A 20,554-nucleotide genomic window follows, 5' to 3' on the forward strand; every position below is an offset into this window, starting at 1 on the left:
ATTCGGCAGTGAGGGCTGACAGCGGGCTGGGAACAGCGTCCGGCAGCGCCCGCTCGGCCAGCCGCACCCCCGCCTCACGAGCCGGCCGGCGCAGGCCCAGGGCCAAGAGCAGGGAGGGGAACCGGGGCAGATGCAGGGTCATGCGTCGGCCTCGGGTTGCACCTTCGGGTCGGCCAGCAGGGCCGCCAGGGCGCTCTGTGGTGTGTCTCCGGTTGCCTCCGCTGCCCAGTGGGGGTTCCCAATGTGACCAGTGTTCAGTGCGGCACAGAAGCCGTACCCGCGCAGGTAGTTCAGGCTGATCTCCGCCCCCTCCTGCCTCATCAGGCGCAGGGTCTCGGGATTTGGCGTGCTGCCGGCCGCCGGGTACCGTGCACGGTGGGCCGCCAGCGCGTCCTCAGCGGTCGGGCAGCGCTCGTGATAAGCCCCCGTGCGGACCTCGCGCTGCGAGAACCCCAGGACCAGGTGCCGGAAGTTGCAGGGCCGGATTTCGACGCGCAGCCCGTAATCGTGGGCCAGGAACACCAAGCGGGTCAGGTAATCCGCGTCGACCGTGCCCAGCGTGACGTAGCCATTTTCCAGCGTGACCTCGATGTACCGGGAGTGGCCCCAGTTCGTGCGGTACTTGGCGCCTTTGGGCAGGTGGTAGATGCCGTGGGCCAGCTCGCCCAGCAGGTCAGCCACCCGCAGGCCCAGGGGGCTGGGCGCCGGGGCTTTCTCGTATTTCAGGTTGCTGACCAACCACTCACTGCCCGCGAAGTAACGGGGCATGGGGGCCGTCAGATCGATAGGCGTAGGCTCGGGTGCAGCGCTCACAGGTCCACCACCAGCGCATGGGCGTACAGCCGCTGCACCCGCTGGCTCAGGCGCCAATAGGCCCGCGTGTGCGGCTGGGTCCGCGCCAGAAGGCGCTCGGCCGTACGCAAGGCTTCCCGCGTGGCCTGAAGGGTGCGCGGCATCAGCCATTCACCTCGTCTTTTAGCCGTTGCCCCGCGTGCTCCTGGGCGCTTTCATAGGCATCCCGGGCACAGGCCGCGCAGGTGGCCGCCGTGTGCGTCTTGGCGGTCTCGCCGGGGGCCGTGACCGTCAGCGTCACGTCACGGCCCCGCCCGCCCCAGCGCACGTCGTAGCCCCGGTCCCGCAGGTCCTCCACCTTCCGGTCCGCACTGGCGCTCGCCGGCAACCAGGGGCCGGGCGTGCTGGGGGCGGTCATGCCGCTGCCCCCAGCTGCCACGTGTCCAGCGCCCCGTGCCACGCGCCCCTGGCCACCAGGAACCGGCTGTGCGCCCGCATGTAGATGTCCCACGCTTCATCGGTGTCCTGCCCGCCGTAATGCGCGTCCAGGTACCCCAACCACGCCTGCGCCCGCGCCGTCGCGGCGGCGGTGTACGTGGCTTCGGCTTCCTCGGCTGCCACTTCCAGGGGGTCGGGGGCCGGGGCGGGCAGGGCACCCAAGCCGTCAGAGGCCACTTGCAAGTCACGGGCAAACGCCTCGCGCATCTTCTTGTAGCTCTTGGCCACCGCCTTGATGTTCCTCGGCATCCGGCCCACGCGCAGGATGCCGTCTTCGCCCCGATTGATCTCGATGCCCAGGCCGCGCAGGCGCACCACCACGTTGTGACCGGCACGCAGCAGCGCCTGGTCGGTAGTGTCGGGTTTGACGTGACGGCCGTCCACCCACAGCAGGGCGTCCGCGAGCGTGGCGAACTTCAGGACGCATTTGGGACCGACTGGGCCAATCACAGGCACGTCGTAGCCTTCGCCGGTGGTGAGTTCCTGACCGCAGCAGGCGCAGGCGACGGCAGCGACTTTCGGGAAGCGGCTGGGCGCCTTGACCGTGCGGGCGCGGGGGGCTTGAGCAGGAGGGGTGAGCTCGGGCATAGTGACTCCGGTTCCCCCACCTCATGGATTTGCTCTCCCGGGCATGTGAGTTGGGGGATCGCCTTTGGGTAGCCCCATCGGTTGACCAGAGTATATACTCAGTAAAGACTAGTAGCAATAGTAGTTACCGAGTTAAGTGAGGGAAACCATGTCTGACGCACACAGCACCGCCGTTACCCCAGCGTCCTGGGATCATCTGCTCAATACCACCGACCAGCCCATAACATTGAGCGAGAAGCTCGCTGATATGACTTCTGCATTGCGGGCGCGGCGGGCCCTGCAGCTCGCCATGACAACCCGCAACGCGACCACGATCAGTCAGGCTGTGGCAGATCTTGAGCAGCACAAAGGGGCACCGGTCAACGGAGTGCGCCTCATGGCTGCCGTGACGTTGGGGCACTACGCCCATGTCCACGCCACTGAAGAAATGCCTTTGAGTAGCCTGGAGCCCTTGGCTGTTGAAGACGCCTGTGACGCTGCATTTGCACGTGGGATGGCGCTGGGCATGACACAGGACTGGACAGCTTCGCTCGCGCAGCTCTTATTCGCCCGTGGCCTGGCCGAGGCTCTAGGCCTCGCGTACCGCGTCCAGCACATCGATATGGAGATTGGCCGGGTTCATACGGTCATGGGTCAGCCCGCGCCTGAGCGCATCATCAAGGCGATGGGCCGACTGCCGCTCTCCACGCGGCGGCGAATTTGGGGAGATCGCTTGCTGGCCGAGGCCTACATCGCCCAGGGCCGATATGACGCAGCAGTAATTCAATTGGGTGCCCACCAGGAGAGCGACTTGGGCGCATTTGCCGCAGGCCTCCTCGGCCATTCGGTTAACCCAGTTATGGCAGGTGCTTACGTCCTGCCAACAACGGCGCTCTGGGCATTACGCACTGGGCAGCCCTTCTCGTCGCCACCCACCCCTGGCCTCAGCCTACAGACGGAATACAGCGCCTTATTTCGCGCCTGGGCCATGCTCCGCACGCGGGCGATGGCCAGTCAGGCAAGGAATCTATTGATTGACCGATGTGTGAGGACCCCGGACCAGCGCGCCCACCGCGCGGCTGCACTGATTCAGGCCAATGCCGTAGCGGCGCTCGGCGATGACATTGACCAGCTGATTGCCGAATTTAATGAAGCGCTGACCGAGATGACTGTTCGAGACCACTTCCTGGCCTTTTTGCGTGCTATTCACCCGGACGTCTACGTCCTCCTAGGCATGCTGCCAGGCATTCATCACGAGGTGGCGGAGAGCCTGCCCGAGCTGGCCATTCTCACGGGCACTGCCATTACCTATCAGTACACAGTGCACAAGTTGCCCGGCCGCGACCGGGGTGGAAATGTCTTGGTGCTGTCTGCGGTGACTGGCCATACCGGCCCTGATGCCCGCCCACATCCATCGACACATCAGCGGATTCGTGACGCCGTGGCCAGCCTGCAAGTCGTTGGGTCAGTCAATCTTGGGCACACTCTGCGCGCCCTCAACGCCTTTCGGTTGGGTGTCCGTGCCAGTCGCCAGACCACTTGGACTGATGCGCTGGACCGTGCCCTCTCATGGGTGGACAGCACGGCGCTTCGTGAAGACCTGCGCCCCCACCTGGGGCTCTAAAGTCAGTTTCTATCGCATTTTGAGCACGAGTCACCTACGCTTGAGCCGTGAAGAACTTCCTGGTTCTGGCCGCTGCTGTGGCCCTGCTTAGCGGCGCCGTCCTGGCAAAACCCACAGCTCCCTTTCAACCCAAACCGCCCGGTCATCACCTGAATGACCCGTGCGCTGAGTGCTGAAAGAGGTGACCAGATGCGCCAGTTCAACCTGCATGGGAACTGGCGCATCGTGACGTGTGTTCTGGTCTGCGTCTAGGCCTGTGCTACACTGCGTGTCCCAATGGGGATGACCCGGTTTCGACGGGGGCTACCGAGCGGGACGTTGCGAGCCGAGGATGATCGTTGGCCTCGTTAATCATCGATCAAGCCTTCAACTGGCAAAAACACTGAGCAGTCCTTCGCCTTCGCTGCATAAGTGAAGCAGTGACCAGAAAGCCCGGCTATTGGCGTTCTGCGAACTTCTAAAAGATAGCTAGTTTGAGTGCCGCCCTTGCGCTCAATACGAAACTTTAAGGGGCTGGGTCCAAAAGCAGTGTGTTCGTGTACGGCTGAGGACTGAGATCTAAATCGCGGACTACGCTCGTAGAGGCTAACGTTATGTACCTTCGGACGGCGGTTCGACTCCGCCCATCTCCACCACCCGCACCAGACCCTAGGGTCTGGTGTTCTTCATGTGGTCAGCGTCAGCGTACGGCCCAGCTCGGTGGCCAGCGCTTGGAGCGCAGCCACGATGGCAGGCGGCGACCCCTGAACGATCAGTGGCACTGGTGTCTCAGGCAGTTCAGCCAGAACCGCCCGGACGGTTGCTTCGCTGGCTAGCGAATCTTCTGGCGCCACCACCCAGCCATTTCGCGCCCGGCGTGTGGCTTGCCATACCTCCAACGTTCTCCCGGTCAGCTGCGCTGCCCAACCTTCTTCACCCTTGCCTCGCACCCGACCGGCCACCGCCAGCTTGTGGGCCACCTCCTGCATGGGGTCGTTGCGGGACGCCCACAGGCAGGTGAGCGTGATACCCCGCTGCTGCGCCCGCCCCAGAATCTTGCCCGTCAGATCCCGTAGATCACGCCGGTCCCAGTGAGCCCCTTCGTGGTCATGCCGCCCTAGCAGGCCGGGCAGGCTCTGCGAATCGGTATGAACCTCCAGGCCCGCGCCATTGGGCGTATGCCGCAGCGCCATTTTCACGGCCCAGAGTTCAGCCACCATCACGTCGCCGGTGTCGAGCATGCCTGAAAAGCGCCGCTCTGGCTGGCCAGGCATAACCACGCCCCAACCGGCCCCACCGGGCACCACGGCCCCGTCCGTGTGCGCCACGACCGTCATGCTGGCTCACCCAGGGTGACGGTCGGGAGATCGCCGGCAGCCAACTCTTGCAGGGCGGTGCGGGCTTCTGCGGCATCAGTCCACAATCCCAGTTCCTCACTCAACGCCAGCAGGGCTTCCCACAGCGCCGCGTCCCAGGGGGTGAGTCGCACCGCTCGCCGGTACCAGACCAGAGCGTCATCAGGCGCGGTCGTCGCCAACGTGGCTGCGTAGGCCTCGTAGAGGCTGGCGGCCCGCCGCGTCAGGCGCTCACGCATTTCGCCGGCCCAACCTTCGGCGGCTGCACCAGGGAGAAAGGGGCCGCGCATCAGGGCCAGGGCTACCCCGGCATCTTTTGCGTGCAGCACCTCCAGAGCATCCAGCTGGATTTCGGCGCCGGGAGACACCCGGTAGAGTCCCCCCTGCGTTTTGGCATCGGTCTCCAAGAGTGCCAGGCCGGTTGTCCGCTGCACATCCGCTTTGGCGCGGTGAATCCGCCCTCGACCGTCCCGCGACCGGGGAGCCAGCATGTGGCCCAGATGGTCAATGGTGGACGGTCCATGCAGGAGGAGATAAGCCAGCAGTTCCAACGACAGATTTGGGATTTTCACCCGCGTGCCGTTCAGGCGGGTTTCCCAGGCCCCCAGGGTCTGCAACCTCAACCTTACTTGGGCAGTGGCAGCCGGCCGCGCGCGCACCAATGCTCCGAAGACCTCGGGGGCAACGTTGAGCCGGAGTGCGTCACGGGCTGCATCCCACAGTTGGGGCGGACACAGGCGCAGCACCGTGGCGGTGCCCGCCGGGTGACGCCCCTGGACCACCCGGCGGAGATCGTCCGTGATGGGCCGCCCCAGAGCCCACCTGGCCTGTGCCACGAGGTAGTCGTACAGGATGAATTGCCAGGACATAACCGCGGTGCTCTTATCCCGGTCGGCTCGGAACGTGTCCAGGAGAGCCAGTGCCGCCTCGGCTTCGCCGCGTACGAGGTGACGCGCGGCGAGCACCAAGCCCAGCCAGGGGCGCAGGGAGCCCGCTGCCCGCTCAGCAGTCACCGCTTCGTCCAGCAGGCCGTCAACCTGCTGGGCTGTACCGGCGGCGATGGCCGCCAGATAGAGGCGCCCAGCCGTCCATTCCCACAGCCGGTCGCCCCGTGCCTTGAGTTGCGTCACAGCCTGCTGGTAGTGCTCGGCGGCCTCGGCGGGGTGGCCGTTCAGCATGGCCAGGTCCGCCATTTTGATGGCCGCCTTGCCGTGCATGTACGAATAGCTGGGCACATGCGCCTGCAATTGTGCTGCCAGAGGCTGCACTTCGTCCAGCCGGCCCACATCGATCATCGCGTCAATGAGGGCGTCAATGACGATCAGACCCTTGTTGATGAAACCCATGGTCAGGGCGTCATGGAGCAGGCCGGTGCCCAGCGTGATGGCCTCTTCCATGGTGTCTGCGCTGAGCGTCAGGGCCCAGAACTCCACCGTTTTGGCCGAGATCAGCAGCGAAGGATCGCCGGCCTGCTCGGCAATCACCTGGGCCCGCTGCGCGGCGGCCTGGGCTTCTGCGGGGCGGGAGGTCGTGAGGTAGGAAACGGCCAGCGCCCTGTGCAGCTGCGCTTTCTCGTAGGGCGTCTGGGCCAGTCGCAGACCCTGCTCGGCCATGCTGGCGACGCCGGCCAGATCATTGGCGCGGAATGCCACGAAGGTGAGGCCCAGGTAGGTAATGGCGGTTTCCTGGCCCCGGCTGAGTTGTCCGGAAAAGAGCTGCTGCGCCTCCGCGCCGCGCCCGATTTCCCCGTAGGCCAGCCCGAGAAAGGCCAGCAGGACCGGGGTGAGGCGACCCTGGGGAAAAAGTTCCAGTGTCTGGGCGGCCAGCTCCCAGCTGGAGTGGCGCTGCCAGCTAGGGAGCAGATGGGTGTCCACCAGACTGAGGGCCAGTGGGAAGTTCTGGGCCTGGAGGGCGTGCCCAAGGGCCCGGTAGGGGTCACCCACCGCCTCGGCCTGCTGCGCGGCGTGCTGATGCACGGCGGCGTACAGGGCACTGTCCCGCGCCAGAATGCGGTCGAGCGCTTCCACCACGAGGCTATGGGGCCGCACGGCCGCATCCTCGTGGTGGATGGGGAGGCCGGCCCGGCTGACCTCGCGCAGCCAATCTGGCGCCGGGGCCAAGCCCAGCCATTGGGGTGTCTGGCTGTCCCACAACGGCTCCACGGCGGCGCGCAGCACCAGATCGCGCAGCGCGGGCGCCATGCGGCCCAGGAGATGGTCCATCATCTCCGTCGTGTCGCCCCGCCCGCCCCGTGCGGTGACCAATGCCAGGGCGGCTGCCCAGCCGTCCGTCTGTTCCTGAAGCTGCTGTGCGGGGGGCAGATCGTGAGCTTCCAGGTTGCCCAAAAACGTCTGGGTCTCGTCCAGAGTGAATCGCAGCGAATCGGCGCCCAGCTCCTGGGTCTGTCCGGCGGCAATCAGGCGGGTGAGGTTCAGGTGACTACCGGGCGTGATGCTGATGACCGCTCGGTGCCAGGAGGGCAACTGCTCGAGGACGGTAGCCAGCAGTGCCGCCGAGCTGGCGCTGAGGTGCTCTGCGTTGTCCAGCACCAAGAAGAGATCATCTGGCACGGCGCTCAAGTCAGCCAGCAGGGCGTCTGAGAACGAGTCCGGCCCCAGGTCGGCCTGCCGCGCCGCTGCCCACTCTGGCGCGGCGTACCCTGCACCCTGGAGCGCGCGGGCCACGAGGTCCCCCAGGGTGCGGGGGTCGGCCGCGTCCCGGGTGACCCGCACCCAGAGAGGCACCTGCTCGGCCTGCCGGGCCAGCTGTGCGCTCAGCACGGTTTTGCCGTAGCCAGAAGGGGCAGTCAGCAGCAAAATCTGCGCGGCAGAGGCGACGCGGTCAGTCCGGGGAATCTCACCGCGAACCGGAGACGGAATTTGACTCCGGCGTCTGGAATGGGGCATAGCTGAAGATAGGCGAGGCTTGGACGAAAAACCATGTCTCACACCCACTTTCAGCCATTTTCAGCGGGAGTATTTAGGGTGGGTGTACCCCTATGAAACCGTCACGCCTGACGCTGCCGACTGCCTTGACCCCCGTCGAAGTGCGCGCCCTCCAGGGTGTGGCTCCCTTCACCACCCGGCCACTGGTCGGCCTGCAGGTGCCTGAATTCGCCTGCGAGGCCGACCGAGCGGTGTTCAGCGCAGCGCTCAGAACCCTGCGGGAGCGGCCGTTCTGAATTGACCGAGTATCACAGCGGAGGCCGGCAGAGCGTCCTGCTCAGCGAGCCAGTAGCGCTGACCGATCTGCGCGAGCAGGAGCCCGGCACGTTCATTGGCGTCTACGGTGACCAGCACGGGCGGGGCGATCATCCAAGCCCCTGTGATGAGAGTCGCGATGGTGTGGGTGACCAGGTGCGCTTCTGCTGCTGCTGGAGGCCCAAGCGGCGCTGGGCGCATTGAGCGCCATACGGTCCGTCTCTCTTCTGGTATCTGGAAAAATGTCCAGGCCCAGGTATCGGATACGTGCATAGCCTCAAGCAGCTTTGTGATTGCGGTAGGGCGCATGTTACCGATGTCACGGAGTCCACGCAAATAGTGACTAAGAAGCGGCCCGGAGAGACCCGACAATCGGGCAAATTGTGACGCCTTCAACTGGTGTTCAACAAGCCATTCGCTCAGGCGTTGGCCCCTAAAAGCAGCCAGTCCTGACGAGATAGATACCTCATCAGGACTGGTCTGCTCGCCTGACGCATCTGGCTCTGAATTGCGAGGTTTCCGTCCGCCTGCCATGCGACCACTATAAACTCAGTTTATAAACGTGCCGCAATTCACAAGCTAAGGCAAGCCACCTGAGACTAATATTCCTTTGCTGAGAAATTTTATTTGCTAAAAGTATTTACTCAGTATAGTATGGGGTTATGCCTGCCTCACGCCGAATTGATCCAGTCGCGTTGAAGGCAGCGCGAGAAAAAGCTGGCAACGTCAGCAAAGCGGCCGCCGCTACCGCTGCGGGCCTTACATGGCTCGGTTACCACAAATGGGAACAGCTCCCTGGGCGCATCAATTTTGATTGGAACAAATTTACTGCACTTTGCGACTATCTAGGAGTAAAGCCAGAAGAGGTCACAACGATAATTGACGGTGCTTCTGACTCTTCCCCCGCGCAGGCCCTCGCGGGGCGGTCATGACGGCGCCAGAACGGCCCCTGAGCTTGTGGGAGGCCTCACAGCAGTACCGAGCCGCAATGAAGCCCCTCGGCGGCCTGAAGCGGGCGGCTCAGCAGGCGGTGCAGACCGCTCGAGCACTCGGCTATGAGAACGACGCCCTGGCGATGCTGCGGGCAACACAGAAGACCGATGACGCGGTGTTGGCGCAAGAAGCATTGATTCAGCAGGCGGTGGGGCACCTGCGCCGGGCGACGCTGGCGACTGCTGCCGTCCCGGCCCCCGCCTGTGAGGTCTCAGCGACGGATCTGCGCGCCCAGGCCGACGCTCTGGAAGCCCAGGCCGCTGCCTACCTCACCGAGCTGACCGGCACCCCACCCACGCGGGGCGGCCCCTGGCACCCGCTGAAGCAACTGCACGCCGTGCTGCGGCAAGAAGCCACGCTGCTGCGCGAGCGGGCCGCGTGGACGGCCGAGCTGGAGCGGTGCCGGGCGCAGGCGGAGGGGGGTGGCGGCGTATGACGTCTTCCCCGCACAGGTCAGAGCAGCACGTACCGCAAGTACTCCAGATCCTTCGTAGCGCTGTCCAACGACAACCGTGCCCGCTCCACCGCGACCGCGCCAGCCGCGAAGTCCCCCGCAATCTGCTCACGGGCGACCACCGCTTCACCGTCCGGTACAGCGCTCAACGCGCGCAGTTGGGCCGCCACCAATTCCAGGTCCTGGGCCATCAACACCAGTTCCTGCTGGATGCGTTCTCGCCGCTGCTTGATCCGGCGAATTACAGAGGAGATATCTGCGCCGTCGTAGGGGTGGAGCGCTGTTTCATTCATTCGCGCCAGAGCGTCCAACGTGCGGGCTTCATCATCCATCTTCTGCCTAGCTTAGGTCTGTGCCAGACGGGCACAGTGGGCGCCGGCCCATTGTGGGGCGTAGACCGACAGGTGTGCAGAGGGCTCAGTTCATTCGACCTGAACCAGCGCTGCGCACATCAGCAGAACGGGCAGCGAGAAATGCAGCACCAACACGACGTTCTGAGGCCAGGGCTGCCCGGCGGGCAGGGCCCCAAGCTTCACGACACTCCACACCAGCACCCCCAGGGCGGCCACGCCCACGAAGAGTGCACCAACACTCAGAGGCTCCATGTCCCAAGAAAGCATGCCTGGGGACGCGGCACATCAGCCCACGTTCAAGGGCCACAAAGCTCTTCCTTAGCGGGCTTTGAGGGTTCGGGGGACACCCGTCAGGCCAACGGCCTGACGCCGTCAGCCGCGAGACAGCAGGTCAACGCACAGGGCCAACGCGGGCAGGACGAAATACAGCGTCAGTCCAGCACGCAGAGGCCAGGCGGTGTGAATCAGCTGTCCATCGGTGGCCAGGCCACGCCACAGCAGGGCGCCCAGAGCGCAGCTGCTGATCATCACACCGACCGTCAGAACTTCCATACAAGGGCAGCGTACACGACCGGCCCGCTGGCGTCAGCCGCAGACCGAGATGAGCAACAGAACGCTCTGTGCCTGACCCTGGCTCTGCGTCTTTCAGATGGTTTGCATGACATCCAGGTACGCCAGCAGGGCGGGCAGGACGAAATACAGGGTCAGGGCGGCGCGTGGACCCCAGGCTGTTTTGACCGTTTGTCCGTCCGGAGCCATCGCCTGCCACAGGACGGTGCCCAGGGTGCAGATGCCCACGAACAACACGCTGACCAGCAACAGTTCCATACATCAGCAGAACACGTGGCCACTCCGTCAAAGTTCGGCGCAGTTCAAGCCGGACTGAGCAACCGTTCAGCAGCTGTTGAGCTTCCGGGTGGGTTACCAGTCCCTGTTCGTGGGTTTCTTCTTGTTCCGGGCGTACTGCACGTAGACCTCGGTGGTCTGCGCGCTGCTGTGCCCCAGGAAGTCCCTGGTCTCCAGCAGGTCGAGCGTCTCCTCGTACAGGCGAGTGCCCGCCGTGCGGCGCAGCCCGTGCACGGTGCGCTTGGTGTACTCCACCCCAGCCGCTTTGCACAGGCGCTGCAAGGTCAGTTCGGCCCAGCCCACGCTGGTGGCGCCCAGCAGGGCCGGGCCCCAGCCCGGCGTCATATCCAGCCAGCGGCGCAGCGCGGCCTCCGTGCGGCGCGAAAGCGGCACTTCCCGCGTTTTGGCCCCCTTGCCGATCACGTACACCATCGGCGGTTCTTCGGCCAAGTGCAGGTGGCTGCGTTGCAGGCCCATGATCTCCCCCGCCCGGAGGCCACAGTCCGCGCCCAGCAGGACCACAACGGCCTCTTCGGCGTTGGCAACGGCCAGGAGGGCGCTGATCTGGTCCTGGGTATACAGCCGGCCTTTCTGATGCTTGGGGGTGCTGTCGGCCACGGGACGCACATCCCGGAAAGGGTCGGCTTCGGTTGCGTTGCACCAGCGCAGAGCCTCATAGAGCGCCTTGCAGCTGGCGAGGTGCCAGCCGACGGTGGAGGACACGCGACCATTGGCTTCCAGCGAGCGAACGTAGGTCAGGCCGGCGTCGGCGTGGGGACGGGTCAGCATGACGCCGGCCTGCTCGGTCCAGTGCCAGTAGGCCTCGTAGGCCTGGCGGTACTTGGTGAGGGTGGCAGCGCTGATCTTGATGCCCCGGCGGCCATGAAGGACCAAGTGCGCCAGCACGAGGGCCCACAGCCCGTCCAGATCCCGTTCTTGGATGGCTCGAAGGGCGCGTCGCCTTCGTTCCTCGGTGGGGAGCCCGGCCGTCTGTTGGGCATTGGCCTGCAAGTTCATGCGGGCTTGCATCAGGGCGAGGGTCATGGCGTCACGGTAGCAGGGGGACCAGGGCCGCCGGGGTGAGCCGTCTTAGAAAGGTGCATGCCACACACCTGTTGGAGAAAGTGACCTTTCCCTTAACAACCTGATTAGCCAATTCCCATCTCTTTCACCCCTAGAGGTCACCCATGAAACCCACCTGGCTCCTCCTGATCTTCTGCCTTGCCTTCGCTCTTGGCACCCGCTTCGAACGCCACCGCCAAGTCGCTGCCGATGACCGTGAAGCTGACGACCTCACCCAGGCCATGCCTCCCAACTGGCGAAGCCACTACCGGCCCGGCCCTCTGCGCGCCTGATGCGCCGCGCCCGCCTGCGCCGCCTCGGGATTGCCAACGTCCTCCCCGGCAAGGTCCAGGCCCTCAAACCCAAAACGCCCACCAACCGGCAGTAACGCCGCGACCGCAAGAAGCGCTAGCCCCTCTGGCCCTGGAGACCTCGCATGAAGGAAGTTGCCATCCGACCCGGACAATTCCCCCACCTGCTGCTGAGCATGGCCTGCGCACACCCCCTTCCTGTCCGCGACCTGGCCAACCGCGTCACCCGCCGGCACGGGGCCCAGCCGGCCAGCCGCGCTGCTGCCCTGCAAGCGGCCTGCCGCCTTTGCCGCGCCGGGTGGCTGGCCGCCGCCCGCGTGCGTCTCTTCGTGGCCCGCGCCTGGCGCTGGGTCCAGGTCTACGTCCTGACACCAGCTGGTGAGGAACTGCTCGACGATCTGGCGGCCGAAGTGCTGGACTTCTCTCCCCCACCGATCTGGAGACAGGCCGCATGACGCTCAACCTCCCCGCAGGCCTCCCCTTGACCGCTCGCCCACCTCTCTTCCAGTTCACCCACTCGGGCCGCTACGTCTGGAGCAACTGCGGCGTGTTCCTGCTGGACTACCGGGGCCAGCCGCACTGGTTTGCCACAGACGGCTACTCCGCGATGCTCACGCCTGCCCTGGACCGCGACGGCGACGCTGACAACCGACTGTTCAGCGTGAGCGTGGGCACCCACCGGGCCTACCGTACCGACCACATCAAGAACCTATTCAAATACGTCAAAGGCCGGAAGGTTCTGTGCGAGACGAGCACCGGGATGCTCTACAGCCCAGACGGCATCATGCACGTCCCGCCGTTCACCCACGGCACACCTGAAGAGCCGGAGCCGGTAACGCTGCCCGACGTGTACAGCCCCTTCCAGGGCACGCCCACCCCGCAGGACGGCTACCAGTTCGACTTGAAGCTGGTCAGTGCGATTCGAGGGGCTTTCAGCCACTTGGACCGGAGCGCCGAGATCCAGATGACTTTCTTCAACGGCGAGCGCGTGCTGCTGGAGATTGAAGCGCCCTACCACGCGCAGGTCCTGATCAGTGCTGAGGGCAACATGCGCGGGGACGATGAGCCAAAGCCGGCTGAGGACACCCCGCCCGTTGATCCTGACCAGCCGCCCCTGCTGGACGGTGAAGCGCCATGAACCGCCTCAGCTTCGTACTCAGCACCCTGATCTCTGATGCGCGCCGGCTGCCTGCACACGCTAGTGCACCGTTCAAGTTCAAGGAAGGCCTCATCGTGTCCGTGCGCCTTGAAGACCAGACCCCAGTGCTGCACCTCACGCGTGACGCGCTGACGCCACCGAGTCGCGTAGAAGCGGCCACCTGTGGGCAGGCCCTGAACTGGTGGGGACCTCGGGTCGTGGACGCCTTGGAGGGTGGGCTGCGAGCCCTCCTGGTACGTGAGGCGGTGGCGCCGACCACGGGCTTCTGCCCAGGGCGCCCCATGTACGAGCTGCCGCGCAAGCTGCCCATGCACACGCTCTGCGGCCTGGCTGTGGCCGGGGACTGGGTGACCATCCTGCAATTTGCCCAGGATCAGTACCGCTGGCGCACCATTCGTGGCCCGCATCACGGTGAGGGGGCCTACAGCCGCCTGCAGGGGTTTCTGGATGACCTGCGGTCCAACGCAAGGAAAGGGAGTGAATCGGGATGATCGTCACGAAGCCAGCGCTTCGCGCTATGCTGAGCGCACCCCGGAGGCTGAACCGAGCAAGCAGCCAAAAGGGCACACCCCCCGCGTATGGTCGCCAAACTTTTCGCAGAGGGTGTGGAACTGAAACTCAAGTTGTTTGTGGGTTGGGAGACCCACAGGCTTTGGCCTATGACCAGTTTACGCGGCTGGTTAGGTCCGGTCAACGTACTGGGCAGGGGTGTCGTACCTCAGGACGCGTAGGAGTCCCTTCATGACCCGCAAAGACCTCGCCCCCACGCCCACCGTCCAGGCCATCGGGGAGCTGCATTTCGAGGGCAACATCACGCCCCACACCTTCTACACCCGCCGCGAGTTCAAGAGCGATAAAGGGCAAGTCCAGTTCCTGGCCATCGCCATTTACGCCGATGACCTGTACTGGCACCGGCCCACCGTGCACCGCGACGAGCGCACAGGCCAGGTCACGCACGTGACCCGCAAGTTCGACGCCGACCTGCTGCAGCGGGACTACACCTACTACGCCAACCTGTTCGGCGTGACCAAGGCGATGGCCAAGGCCGCGGTGCAGCACAACGTTCAGCGGGGCCTCACCCGCCAGGAGTTCCGCACTGTCAGGGCCCGCAACGGCCGCTCGGTGCCCAACGTGATGTTCGTGGAGCCGGTGGTCAGTGCCCTGCGCTGCCTGCTCCAGATTGACGAGCCGGGCGCCCCCGGAGTGCAGTGGGTCAGCGAGCCGCCGAAGATCAACGAGAAGAAGGGCGGGGCGGAGGCCCAGGGGGGGGTATGTCAAATAAACGACATATACCCACCAGATAAACCACATACCCTCCCCCAAATAAACGAGGGGTATATGGGGTCTATTTCCCATACATATACAGAGAGTTCTTCAGAGAGTTCTTCAAAGACTTTTCCAGAGAGAGGAGGAGTACGGGACTCTGCTGAGACGGCCACGGTGCGCAGCCGAGTAAGTGGCCAGGTGAGCAGGGCCAGCTTCGCGCCGCACTCCTCCTCAGGAAACGCTGCGCTTCAAACCCATGAAGCTGGGCCACTGCCGAGCGAGCCGCTGACCTCCTCTCCGCCTGACGGCGGGGCCGCTGACGCGGCCGGGCAGGACGACTTGATTCAGCCACAGATTCAAGACCAGCCACCAGCAGGCAAATCAGGTCAAGCCACGGACACCGAACAGGTTCCGGGCGGCGGCGCGGCGGCCGGCGGGCTGACGGTGGACACCTTGCGGCCCCTGAGCCGGGCCACGCTGAGCGCGCGCCCGGTGGCCCTGCCGGAGAGCGCGACCTACCGGGGCCTGAAGGCGCTGGTGGGTAATGGGCTGACCGGCTTCCTGAAAGAGACCACCCGCACCGGCAGCCTGCCACGCGCCCTGTGGTTGCAGCTCGAGCCAGCAGAGGTGGACCTCGTGCGGGTGACAGCGCAGCGCGAGGCGAAGGCGGCAGGCGGGAACATGATCACGCTGGCGGTGCGGGGCTTGGACCGGCTGATCGGCGCGGTGAAGGTCAGTCCAGCGGCGGTCAGTGCGCCAGCCGGGGCCGTGAATCACCCACAGGCGAAAGCTCCTGAACCGGAGCCCGCCTCCCCCGCTGATGCCGTGAGCGTCGGGACCCGCTGGGAACACAAGAAGATCGCAGACCGCATTGTGACCGTGGTGCACCTGGAGGGTGGCCACGTGGAGCTGCACACGGGAGAGCGTATGCTGAGTTTCCTGCTGCACAAAGATTTTAAGCGGGTGAACTGATGGGTCGCAAAGGGGGACCGGTGCCGAAGTATGTGGGCACGCATCCGGCGGAGTTGGCAACGACCGATGCCTTAAAGGCGGAAGGCTTGAAGCCCACCGGCCAGGTAGTGGCCCTACTGACGATCAAGACCGCGAACAGTGAGCGCTTGACAGGCCTCTTCTGTCGTTCAGAGACTGAGCTGTTATCGCCCAGTCAGCAAGCATTGTGAGCCTGGGCAGTCAGCATTTGCCGGATACGCTGGAAGGGTTGCTGGATTGGCTGGATGCTAATGGGTGGGGCTGGAAGGTCAGCCGTACGGACGGCGAGACGATGTATCGAGCGAAATGCGGTAAGAGTGATGGCCTTGGTGGCAGTGACGAGATAAGAGCCACGACACGATTTGAAGCTCTGCGAAGAGCACTAATCGATGCTCAGCGGAAGCGGCAAGGCCGACTTAGAAGAAAACAGGTCCTACCTGTCACGATTGTTTAGATAGTCGTTTAGGGCGGCCTCAACCAATTCGCGGGGGCTCCGTCCTGTCTCAACTGAGTAGTCAAATGCTCGCATGGCCAGCTCGGTCTCAATTCGCCTGAACGAACCCACAAGATCGTTGTAGCTATAAATTTTTGAGGTATCTGGAGCTTCCCCTACGAGAGGAGCTGTCTCAGGTGTAGCTTCCCAAAAATCATTTCCGGGATGAGCGCGTACCGTGATGTCGCAATCGGCCCTGGGACAGGAGAAAATGGGGTCAAGTGAGAGTAGGAACAGGAACTTACCCTAATGGTTCATCCGGTTAGTCTTGACACCGGATTTGAGTCAAGGAAGCAGATGAGTTAGTCGCGCGTCAAAGACAGCATTTAGCGGATGAACCACTAAGGGTCGACGTGTCCAGTTGGGGTATACCCCAGCCCCACACGGCAGCGCGCTGATGAACAGGGTATTGAGGTGTCAAGTTAGGGTCCCCTTTCGGTCAATCTGACAGGTGTCAGGGGAGATCTGGATGTCAACTTGACACCCGCGATGGCGGTGGCTCTCTTCTTCGCACACGGTCTTTTCGACTCGAATTCACGATTGGCGCAAAATTGTACGGTAAGCGCAATTCTTCGTCTAAGACGCTGTTTTTCCTCTTAGGGTAAGTTTCTGTTCCTACTCTCACTTGAGGCCAAAATAGCGAAAGTGGTTCCATCAGCCTTCACGAAGAAGTCACCCATCTGGGTTACACCGGCGCCGTGCACGGGGCAGCGCCCGTTAGCAAGCCTTTGGCGCCGGGTTACAAAGTCCTGTTTAGCCATATAGACACTGTAAGCGGACGAGAAATCTGTGTGCAGTCCTGCGGATTTCCACACCCCCCCCGAAGTAGCGTCTAAGCTGCAACCACTATGATTCCCCACTCGTAACGTTGCTATGTCTAAGCAGTGGGTTACAAGATTGAGATGGGTCGCTGTCATGGTTTTCGTGGGCTTGGCAGTGTGGGCTCTTTTAGGGGGCACCGAACTTGGAGAACGCTCGGGATTCCTTCAGGCTCTCCTAGCTGCTGTCTTGTTGTATGCCACTTGGGCTGCTATCGATCGTAGTGATCGTCAGATTGAAATTGCACTGCACCAACAGAAAATATCCGAAAAGCAGATCGAGATGTTGAATCGACAAGATGAACATCATTTTCTAGGTATAAATGTCACTCAATGGAATATGGCAACTCTGTTTAATTTAAGTAGGATGCCTATATTCGTTCGCTCTATTCAAGTTGGTATTGAAGGCGGAACCCCAATCTCTTATGAAAATTTAGATACGCAGCACAAAATTATCCAGGCTGGACAGGGTGCAAGATTCGCTATGACACTGCTCAATAATCCAGATTTAAAAGTTCGGATCAAGGAGTACATAGATAATCAGATGTCTGGATCAAGACATTATTCCTTTTCGGATCCACTGGCTGAATTTCGCATTCTGATCGAATATCAATATGGCGGCACTGGTCCAACTATTTACAGAAAGGAATACAAGATTGCTGGCTCTTTCGACCATTTCAACAGTGAAGCAGATGCGCCCTACGCCTTGCTTCTGGTGCCCGTCAAGTTTTGGCGTTTTAAAACGCCGGAAATAGGTATGCCTATGGGCGAAGATTTGCCTCTTGATTTCACATAAATTGGCAGTGTTTTAAGGAGTCTGCCACCTAAGCGCAAAGTGAAATATTTTCACAAGCGGGAACCTGGAAGAGGTGAAAAGAACAAGGCCCCCAGTCCTATCTTCCTCAGGTGCTCGGGGCCTCGTGTGCGCGGGACCTCTGTCCGAAGTGCCTACATGTGCGGATGTACAAACTGAAATTTGACAGGTATCTGACACCGTGCTAGGTTGTTGTCACTATGCTCCGTTTTTCCCTCGACCAGTATCTGCGCGACCACGGCCTGACGGCTTACAGGCTCGTCAAGGAAACCGAGGGAAAGGTCGCGCGCGGCAGCATCTTCGCCATGGCCCGCGGCGACAGCGTCAAGCGCATCGACATGGAGAACCTGAACCATGTCGTTGCCGCGCTCAGTGCGTTGACGGGCGAGCAGGTCAGCGTAACTGACCTGTTCACCGGTCGGCCCGAACCCGTCTCCCTGCGCCAGTCCGCCGCAGGCGTCCCCTACACCGACGACGAGGAAACAAACGACGTGCTCAATGATCACCCTGACATTCTCGATAGATTCGAGAAATTCAAGAGCCGCAACAGGGTGACCACATGAACGTGCATGTTGCGAACGTTGCGCATTTTGGTCCGGACAAGATCGAAGCAGCACAAGACACTGCTCTTACTGTCGTCTTTGACGCGTTCGTTAATGCATACCATTCCTTTGATCTTGAACACCGCGCATCGGTCAGCGGAGGGCTGAACCTCTTCTACATCAAGGAGGCGTGTTCAGAGGAGCTGAAGGCACGGCGGCAACAGAGTATTCGCAATGCGCGCCGTGCAGTGGCCACTGCGTGGAGTGAAAGCCTCCAACTTGTCACTGAGGATATCAACGCGACCCTAACGGGGATACCGCCGCTGCATCAGTACACGGAATTGATCCTCGGCATCCTGCGGCAGAAGGCAGTAGAAGACGACATCGATCTGCGCGACTACATTGCGGTGTTGGCGCCTCTGTTCGCTCAGGTGAACGTGGACAAGTTCCGCGCCCTACTCAATTCGCTGCGCTTTCAAGTACGAATCTCTCTGAGATTTTTCATTGTCGTTATTCGATTGAAAGCCCTTATCCGGCTGAAAACCCGGCGCGAACAGGGCGCGGGTGTGCTATCCATGCGCCCGTCAGCCATACCGCTGACCGTTCAACCCTGCGCTCCCTGATCAGGACCGTTCTTCTGCTGAAGACGTTCCCGACCAGGAGGGTGCCCGATGTGGCCCTCCGACTACATAAACGGAGGGCCACATGCCCACTTACACCATCGCCTTCGAGCCCGATGCTCAGGCGGACCTGAAGAAACTCGACCCCACCACCCGCGCCCAGATTGATAAGGCCCTGGCGCGCATAGCCGACAACCCCAACGTGGGCAAGCCCCTGAAAAAACCGCTCGCTGGGCTGTTCAGCCATCACGCTGTGAGTAAGCGTTACCGGATCGTCTACCACATTGACGACGCGAGCTTGACCGTCACCGTCTTCACCATTGGCGCCCGCCAGAGCGGCAAACGGTCCGACCCTTACGCCACAACCTCCCGTCGCCGGGCGTGACCCGCCCTCTCCAGCTGCCCGTGTGCCTCCCGCACGCGGGCAGCCCCTTTTCGGGGATGTTTTAGGGAAGCGGCTACGAAACGCAAATTGACGAATCTTTTCAGTGGAACTCAGCAAGCGATCATTCATCTAAAAGGTTGGAAGTGCCGAATACGCCAAGAGCGTTGGCATTTCGGACCTGACAATCCACTTTGCACCTAGTCTGCCTCCGGAAATGCCCAAGCGTCACTTGAAGCAAAGTGCTGACACTGCTTGGAACGGGTACTTCTTCAGCTTCCTGCCTGTGAAAACAGGTCACTTTCCATTCAGGGGCAGATTGCTTAAAGCACGCCCGATTGCACCGCTCAATCCCATGTCCACTGTAACATGAGTAAATGATGAGTCGGGCAGGCTGGGGGCATGACCTCCTTCTTGCTCCAGCAGCGCGCCGCCTTCGTCCATCAGGCGCTCCAGAAAGGCAGGCGGAGAGACCATAAAAGTGTGACCCCACAGAAATGTGAGGTCACACAATGACAGAAATTCAATTCAGCTCGGGCGACCCAGAAACTCTTGAATGGCGCGGTCGGCCAGATCTTGCACGCTGCATCCTTCTGTTGCTGCCCGAATCTTTAGGGCCCGGTGAGTGCTGGCAGGCAGCGCCACGTTCACCCGTTTCTCGGTCTCTGGCGCAGCCACAGTCTGCGGCGCAGGTGGCGAAGTCACAGAAATGTGATCGTGTGATTCTGTGGACACAGGGCGCGGCACGTCCTGAGCACGGCGCGCGGCCTTCAGGATGCTGTTCGCATCGTTGCCCTTCTTGCTCATGCCTGGACCCCCAGTTCGTTCAGCGCCTCGCGAAAGGGCGCAAGCAAGTGTCCAGGGATCAGGCCTCCAAAGCTGCGCTGGTAGTCCACCGACTTGCGCACGTGGGCCACCACTGGGTAGCCCAGCTGGGCCAACGCATCGGGCATCGCGCGGCTTACCCCGTCGTTTTCCAGACGGTTCAGAACAAAGCCCAACTGCACCCCATCCGGCAGGGTGACCTCGCTGAGGGCCGTGACCGTTTCTTCCAGGCGGTCCACCTCACCCGAGCCGGGCAGCAGCGGCACGAGCAGCACCTCGCTCTGCTTGGCCGTGTCCTGCAGCGTGCGCTTGTCGTTCGGCGGGGTGTCCACAACCAGGAAGTCCACGGCGCCGATGGTCGTGGCCTGCATAGGACCCACCACGCGGTAGGGCAGGGCCGTGCCTGCTTCCTGAGCGTTGTACGCCCAACTGGTGGCCGTGCCTTCCGGATCCCGGTCCAGCAGGGCCACGGTATGCCCCGCCTCGCCCAGCACCTGGGCCACGCCAATCGAGGTCAGGGTCTTCCCCACTCCGCCCTTCTTGCTCAGCACGCTGATGGTCTTCATACATCGGTGATTTTACACAATCACACAAGATCAGAAGCTCAGAAA

Annotated in this window: 26 protein-coding genes and 1 other RNA gene; 14 read left to right on the forward strand and 13 right to left on the reverse strand. The window is 62.6% G+C overall.

Annotated features, from left to right (window positions below; all coding sequences use genetic code 11):
• Positions 1-138: 138 nt before the first annotated feature.
• Genes K7W42_RS19140 through K7W42_RS19155 form a run of 4 tightly spaced genes read right to left on the reverse strand, consistent with a single transcriptional unit; the run spans position 139 to position 1,878 of the window.
• Positions 139-813, reverse strand: coding sequence for a hypothetical protein (locus tag K7W42_RS19140; RefSeq protein WP_224576691.1), 675 nt, complete (start codon positions 811-813; stop codon positions 139-141).
• Positions 810-956, reverse strand: coding sequence for a hypothetical protein (locus K7W42_RS19145; RefSeq protein ID WP_224576692.1), 147 nt, complete (start codon positions 954-956; stop codon positions 810-812). The genes K7W42_RS19140 and K7W42_RS19145 overlap by 4 nt, the downstream gene beginning before the upstream one ends.
• The gene (locus tag K7W42_RS19150; protein ID WP_224576693.1) at positions 956-1,210 is read right to left on the reverse strand and encodes a hypothetical protein; all 255 of its coding nucleotides are present in this window, start codon (positions 1,208-1,210) and stop codon (positions 956-958) included. The genes K7W42_RS19145 and K7W42_RS19150 overlap by 1 nt, the downstream gene beginning before the upstream one ends.
• Positions 1,207-1,878, reverse strand: a complete 672-nt coding sequence (locus K7W42_RS19155; RefSeq protein ID WP_224576695.1) for a hypothetical protein — start codon at positions 1,876-1,878, stop codon at positions 1,207-1,209. The genes K7W42_RS19150 and K7W42_RS19155 overlap by 4 nt, the downstream gene beginning before the upstream one ends.
• 148 nt (positions 1,879-2,026) lie before the next feature.
• Between K7W42_RS19155 and K7W42_RS19160 the strand changes: the two genes are divergently transcribed.
• Entirely contained in the window at positions 2,027-3,481 is a 1,455-nt protein-coding gene (locus tag K7W42_RS19160; RefSeq protein ID WP_224576697.1) for a hypothetical protein, read from the forward strand.
• A 278-nt stretch (positions 3,482-3,759) separates the two neighbouring features.
• Positions 3,760-4,116, forward strand: a transfer-messenger RNA (tmRNA) gene (gene ssrA / locus K7W42_RS19165).
• A 30-nt stretch (positions 4,117-4,146) separates the two neighbouring features.
• Here the strand turns inward: ssrA and K7W42_RS19170 are convergent.
• Both K7W42_RS19170 and K7W42_RS19175 read right to left on the reverse strand, forming a co-directional pair.
• Positions 4,147-4,797, reverse strand: a complete 651-nt coding sequence (locus tag K7W42_RS19170) for a ribonuclease HI (RefSeq protein WP_224576699.1) — start codon at positions 4,795-4,797, stop codon at positions 4,147-4,149.
• Positions 4,794-7,721, reverse strand: a complete 2,928-nt coding sequence (locus K7W42_RS19175; protein WP_224576701.1) for an AAA family ATPase — start codon at positions 7,719-7,721, stop codon at positions 4,794-4,796. Before K7W42_RS19175 ends, K7W42_RS19170 begins: the two co-directional genes overlap by 4 nt.
• A gap of 92 nt (positions 7,722-7,813) precedes the next feature.
• Here K7W42_RS19175 and K7W42_RS19180 point away from each other — a divergent pair, with 92 nt between their 5' ends.
• The 3 genes from K7W42_RS19180 (at position 7,814) to K7W42_RS19190 (ending at position 9,444) form a co-directional block, all read left to right on the forward strand.
• Entirely contained in the window at positions 7,814-7,996 is a 183-nt protein-coding gene (locus K7W42_RS19180) for a hypothetical protein (protein WP_224576703.1), read from the forward strand.
• Between the two features lie 681 nt (positions 7,997-8,677).
• Complete coding sequence (locus K7W42_RS23360; protein ID WP_224576705.1) at positions 8,678-8,947, forward strand: helix-turn-helix domain-containing protein; 270 nt, start codon at positions 8,678-8,680, stop codon at positions 8,945-8,947.
• Positions 8,948-9,003: 56 nt separating this feature from the next.
• The gene (locus K7W42_RS19190; protein WP_224576707.1) at positions 9,004-9,444 is read left to right on the forward strand and encodes a hypothetical protein; all 441 of its coding nucleotides are present in this window, start codon (positions 9,004-9,006) and stop codon (positions 9,442-9,444) included.
• A gap of 17 nt (positions 9,445-9,461) precedes the next feature.
• Here K7W42_RS19190 and K7W42_RS19195 read toward each other — a convergent pair whose 3' ends face one another.
• From K7W42_RS19195 to K7W42_RS19215, 5 genes are all read right to left on the reverse strand, one after another.
• The gene (locus tag K7W42_RS19195) at positions 9,462-9,794 is read right to left on the reverse strand and encodes a hypothetical protein (protein ID WP_224576709.1); all 333 of its coding nucleotides are present in this window, start codon (positions 9,792-9,794) and stop codon (positions 9,462-9,464) included.
• Between the two features lie 90 nt (positions 9,795-9,884).
• Positions 9,885-10,067, reverse strand: a complete 183-nt coding sequence (locus K7W42_RS19200; RefSeq protein WP_224576710.1) for a hypothetical protein — start codon at positions 10,065-10,067, stop codon at positions 9,885-9,887.
• Positions 10,068-10,187: 120 nt separating this feature from the next.
• Complete coding sequence (locus tag K7W42_RS19205) at positions 10,188-10,367, reverse strand: hypothetical protein (protein WP_224576712.1); 180 nt, start codon at positions 10,365-10,367, stop codon at positions 10,188-10,190.
• Between the two features lie 93 nt (positions 10,368-10,460).
• Complete coding sequence (locus tag K7W42_RS19210; protein ID WP_224576715.1) at positions 10,461-10,643, reverse strand: hypothetical protein; 183 nt, start codon at positions 10,641-10,643, stop codon at positions 10,461-10,463.
• A 93-nt stretch (positions 10,644-10,736) separates the two neighbouring features.
• On the reverse strand, positions 10,737-11,705 hold the full coding sequence (locus K7W42_RS19215; RefSeq protein WP_224576716.1) for a tyrosine-type recombinase/integrase: 969 nt from the start codon (positions 11,703-11,705) through the stop codon (positions 10,737-10,739).
• Positions 11,706-11,848: 143 nt separating this feature from the next.
• On the opposite strand from K7W42_RS19215, the gene K7W42_RS19220 reads away from it, so the two are divergent.
• The 9 genes from K7W42_RS19220 to K7W42_RS19260 all read left to right on the forward strand — a co-directional run bounded on the left by K7W42_RS19220 (position 11,849) and on the right by K7W42_RS19260 (position 19,121).
• On the forward strand, positions 11,849-12,016 hold the full coding sequence (locus K7W42_RS19220) for a hypothetical protein (protein WP_224576718.1): 168 nt from the start codon (positions 11,849-11,851) through the stop codon (positions 12,014-12,016).
• A gap of 143 nt (positions 12,017-12,159) precedes the next feature.
• On the forward strand, positions 12,160-12,489 hold the full coding sequence (locus K7W42_RS19225; RefSeq protein WP_224576721.1) for a hypothetical protein: 330 nt from the start codon (positions 12,160-12,162) through the stop codon (positions 12,487-12,489).
• The gene (locus tag K7W42_RS19230) at positions 12,486-13,172 is read left to right on the forward strand and encodes a hypothetical protein (protein WP_224576724.1); all 687 of its coding nucleotides are present in this window, start codon (positions 12,486-12,488) and stop codon (positions 13,170-13,172) included. Before K7W42_RS19225 ends, K7W42_RS19230 begins: the two co-directional genes overlap by 4 nt.
• Positions 13,169-13,684 carry a hypothetical protein gene (locus K7W42_RS19235; protein WP_224576726.1) on the forward strand — a complete coding sequence of 172 codons (516 nt, stop codon included), beginning with the start codon at positions 13,169-13,171 and terminating at the stop codon, positions 13,682-13,684. The genes K7W42_RS19230 and K7W42_RS19235 overlap by 4 nt, the downstream gene beginning before the upstream one ends.
• 250 nt (positions 13,685-13,934) lie before the next feature.
• Entirely contained in the window at positions 13,935-15,431 is a 1,497-nt protein-coding gene (locus K7W42_RS19240) for a hypothetical protein (protein WP_224576727.1), read from the forward strand.
• Between the two features lie 1,426 nt (positions 15,432-16,857).
• Positions 16,858-17,556: a hypothetical protein gene (locus K7W42_RS19245; RefSeq protein ID WP_224576729.1), complete on the forward strand. Its 699-nt coding sequence runs from the start codon at positions 16,858-16,860 to the stop codon at positions 17,554-17,556.
• Positions 17,557-17,774: 218 nt separating this feature from the next.
• Complete coding sequence (locus tag K7W42_RS19250) at positions 17,775-18,137, forward strand: hypothetical protein (RefSeq protein WP_224576731.1); 363 nt, start codon at positions 17,775-17,777, stop codon at positions 18,135-18,137.
• A complete protein-coding gene (locus K7W42_RS19255) occupies positions 18,134-18,739 on the forward strand; it encodes a hypothetical protein (protein WP_224576734.1) in 606 nt (201 codons plus the stop codon). The genes K7W42_RS19250 and K7W42_RS19255 overlap by 4 nt, the downstream gene beginning before the upstream one ends.
• 82 nt (positions 18,740-18,821) lie before the next feature.
• Complete coding sequence (locus K7W42_RS19260) at positions 18,822-19,121, forward strand: type II toxin-antitoxin system RelE family toxin (RefSeq protein ID WP_224576736.1); 300 nt, start codon at positions 18,822-18,824, stop codon at positions 19,119-19,121.
• A gap of 294 nt (positions 19,122-19,415) precedes the next feature.
• On the opposite strand, the gene K7W42_RS19265 is transcribed toward K7W42_RS19260, so the two are convergent.
• On the reverse strand, positions 19,416-19,562 hold the full coding sequence (locus K7W42_RS19265) for a hypothetical protein (protein WP_224576738.1): 147 nt from the start codon (positions 19,560-19,562) through the stop codon (positions 19,416-19,418).
• A 359-nt stretch (positions 19,563-19,921) separates the two neighbouring features.
• On the reverse strand, positions 19,922-20,509 hold the full coding sequence (locus tag K7W42_RS19270) for a ParA family protein (protein WP_224576740.1): 588 nt from the start codon (positions 20,507-20,509) through the stop codon (positions 19,922-19,924).
• Positions 20,510-20,554: the final 45 nt, after the last annotated feature.

It is taken from the genome of Deinococcus betulae (assembly GCF_020166395.1).
Classification (GTDB): Bacteria; Deinococcota; Deinococci; order Deinococcales; family Deinococcaceae; genus Deinococcus; species Deinococcus betulae.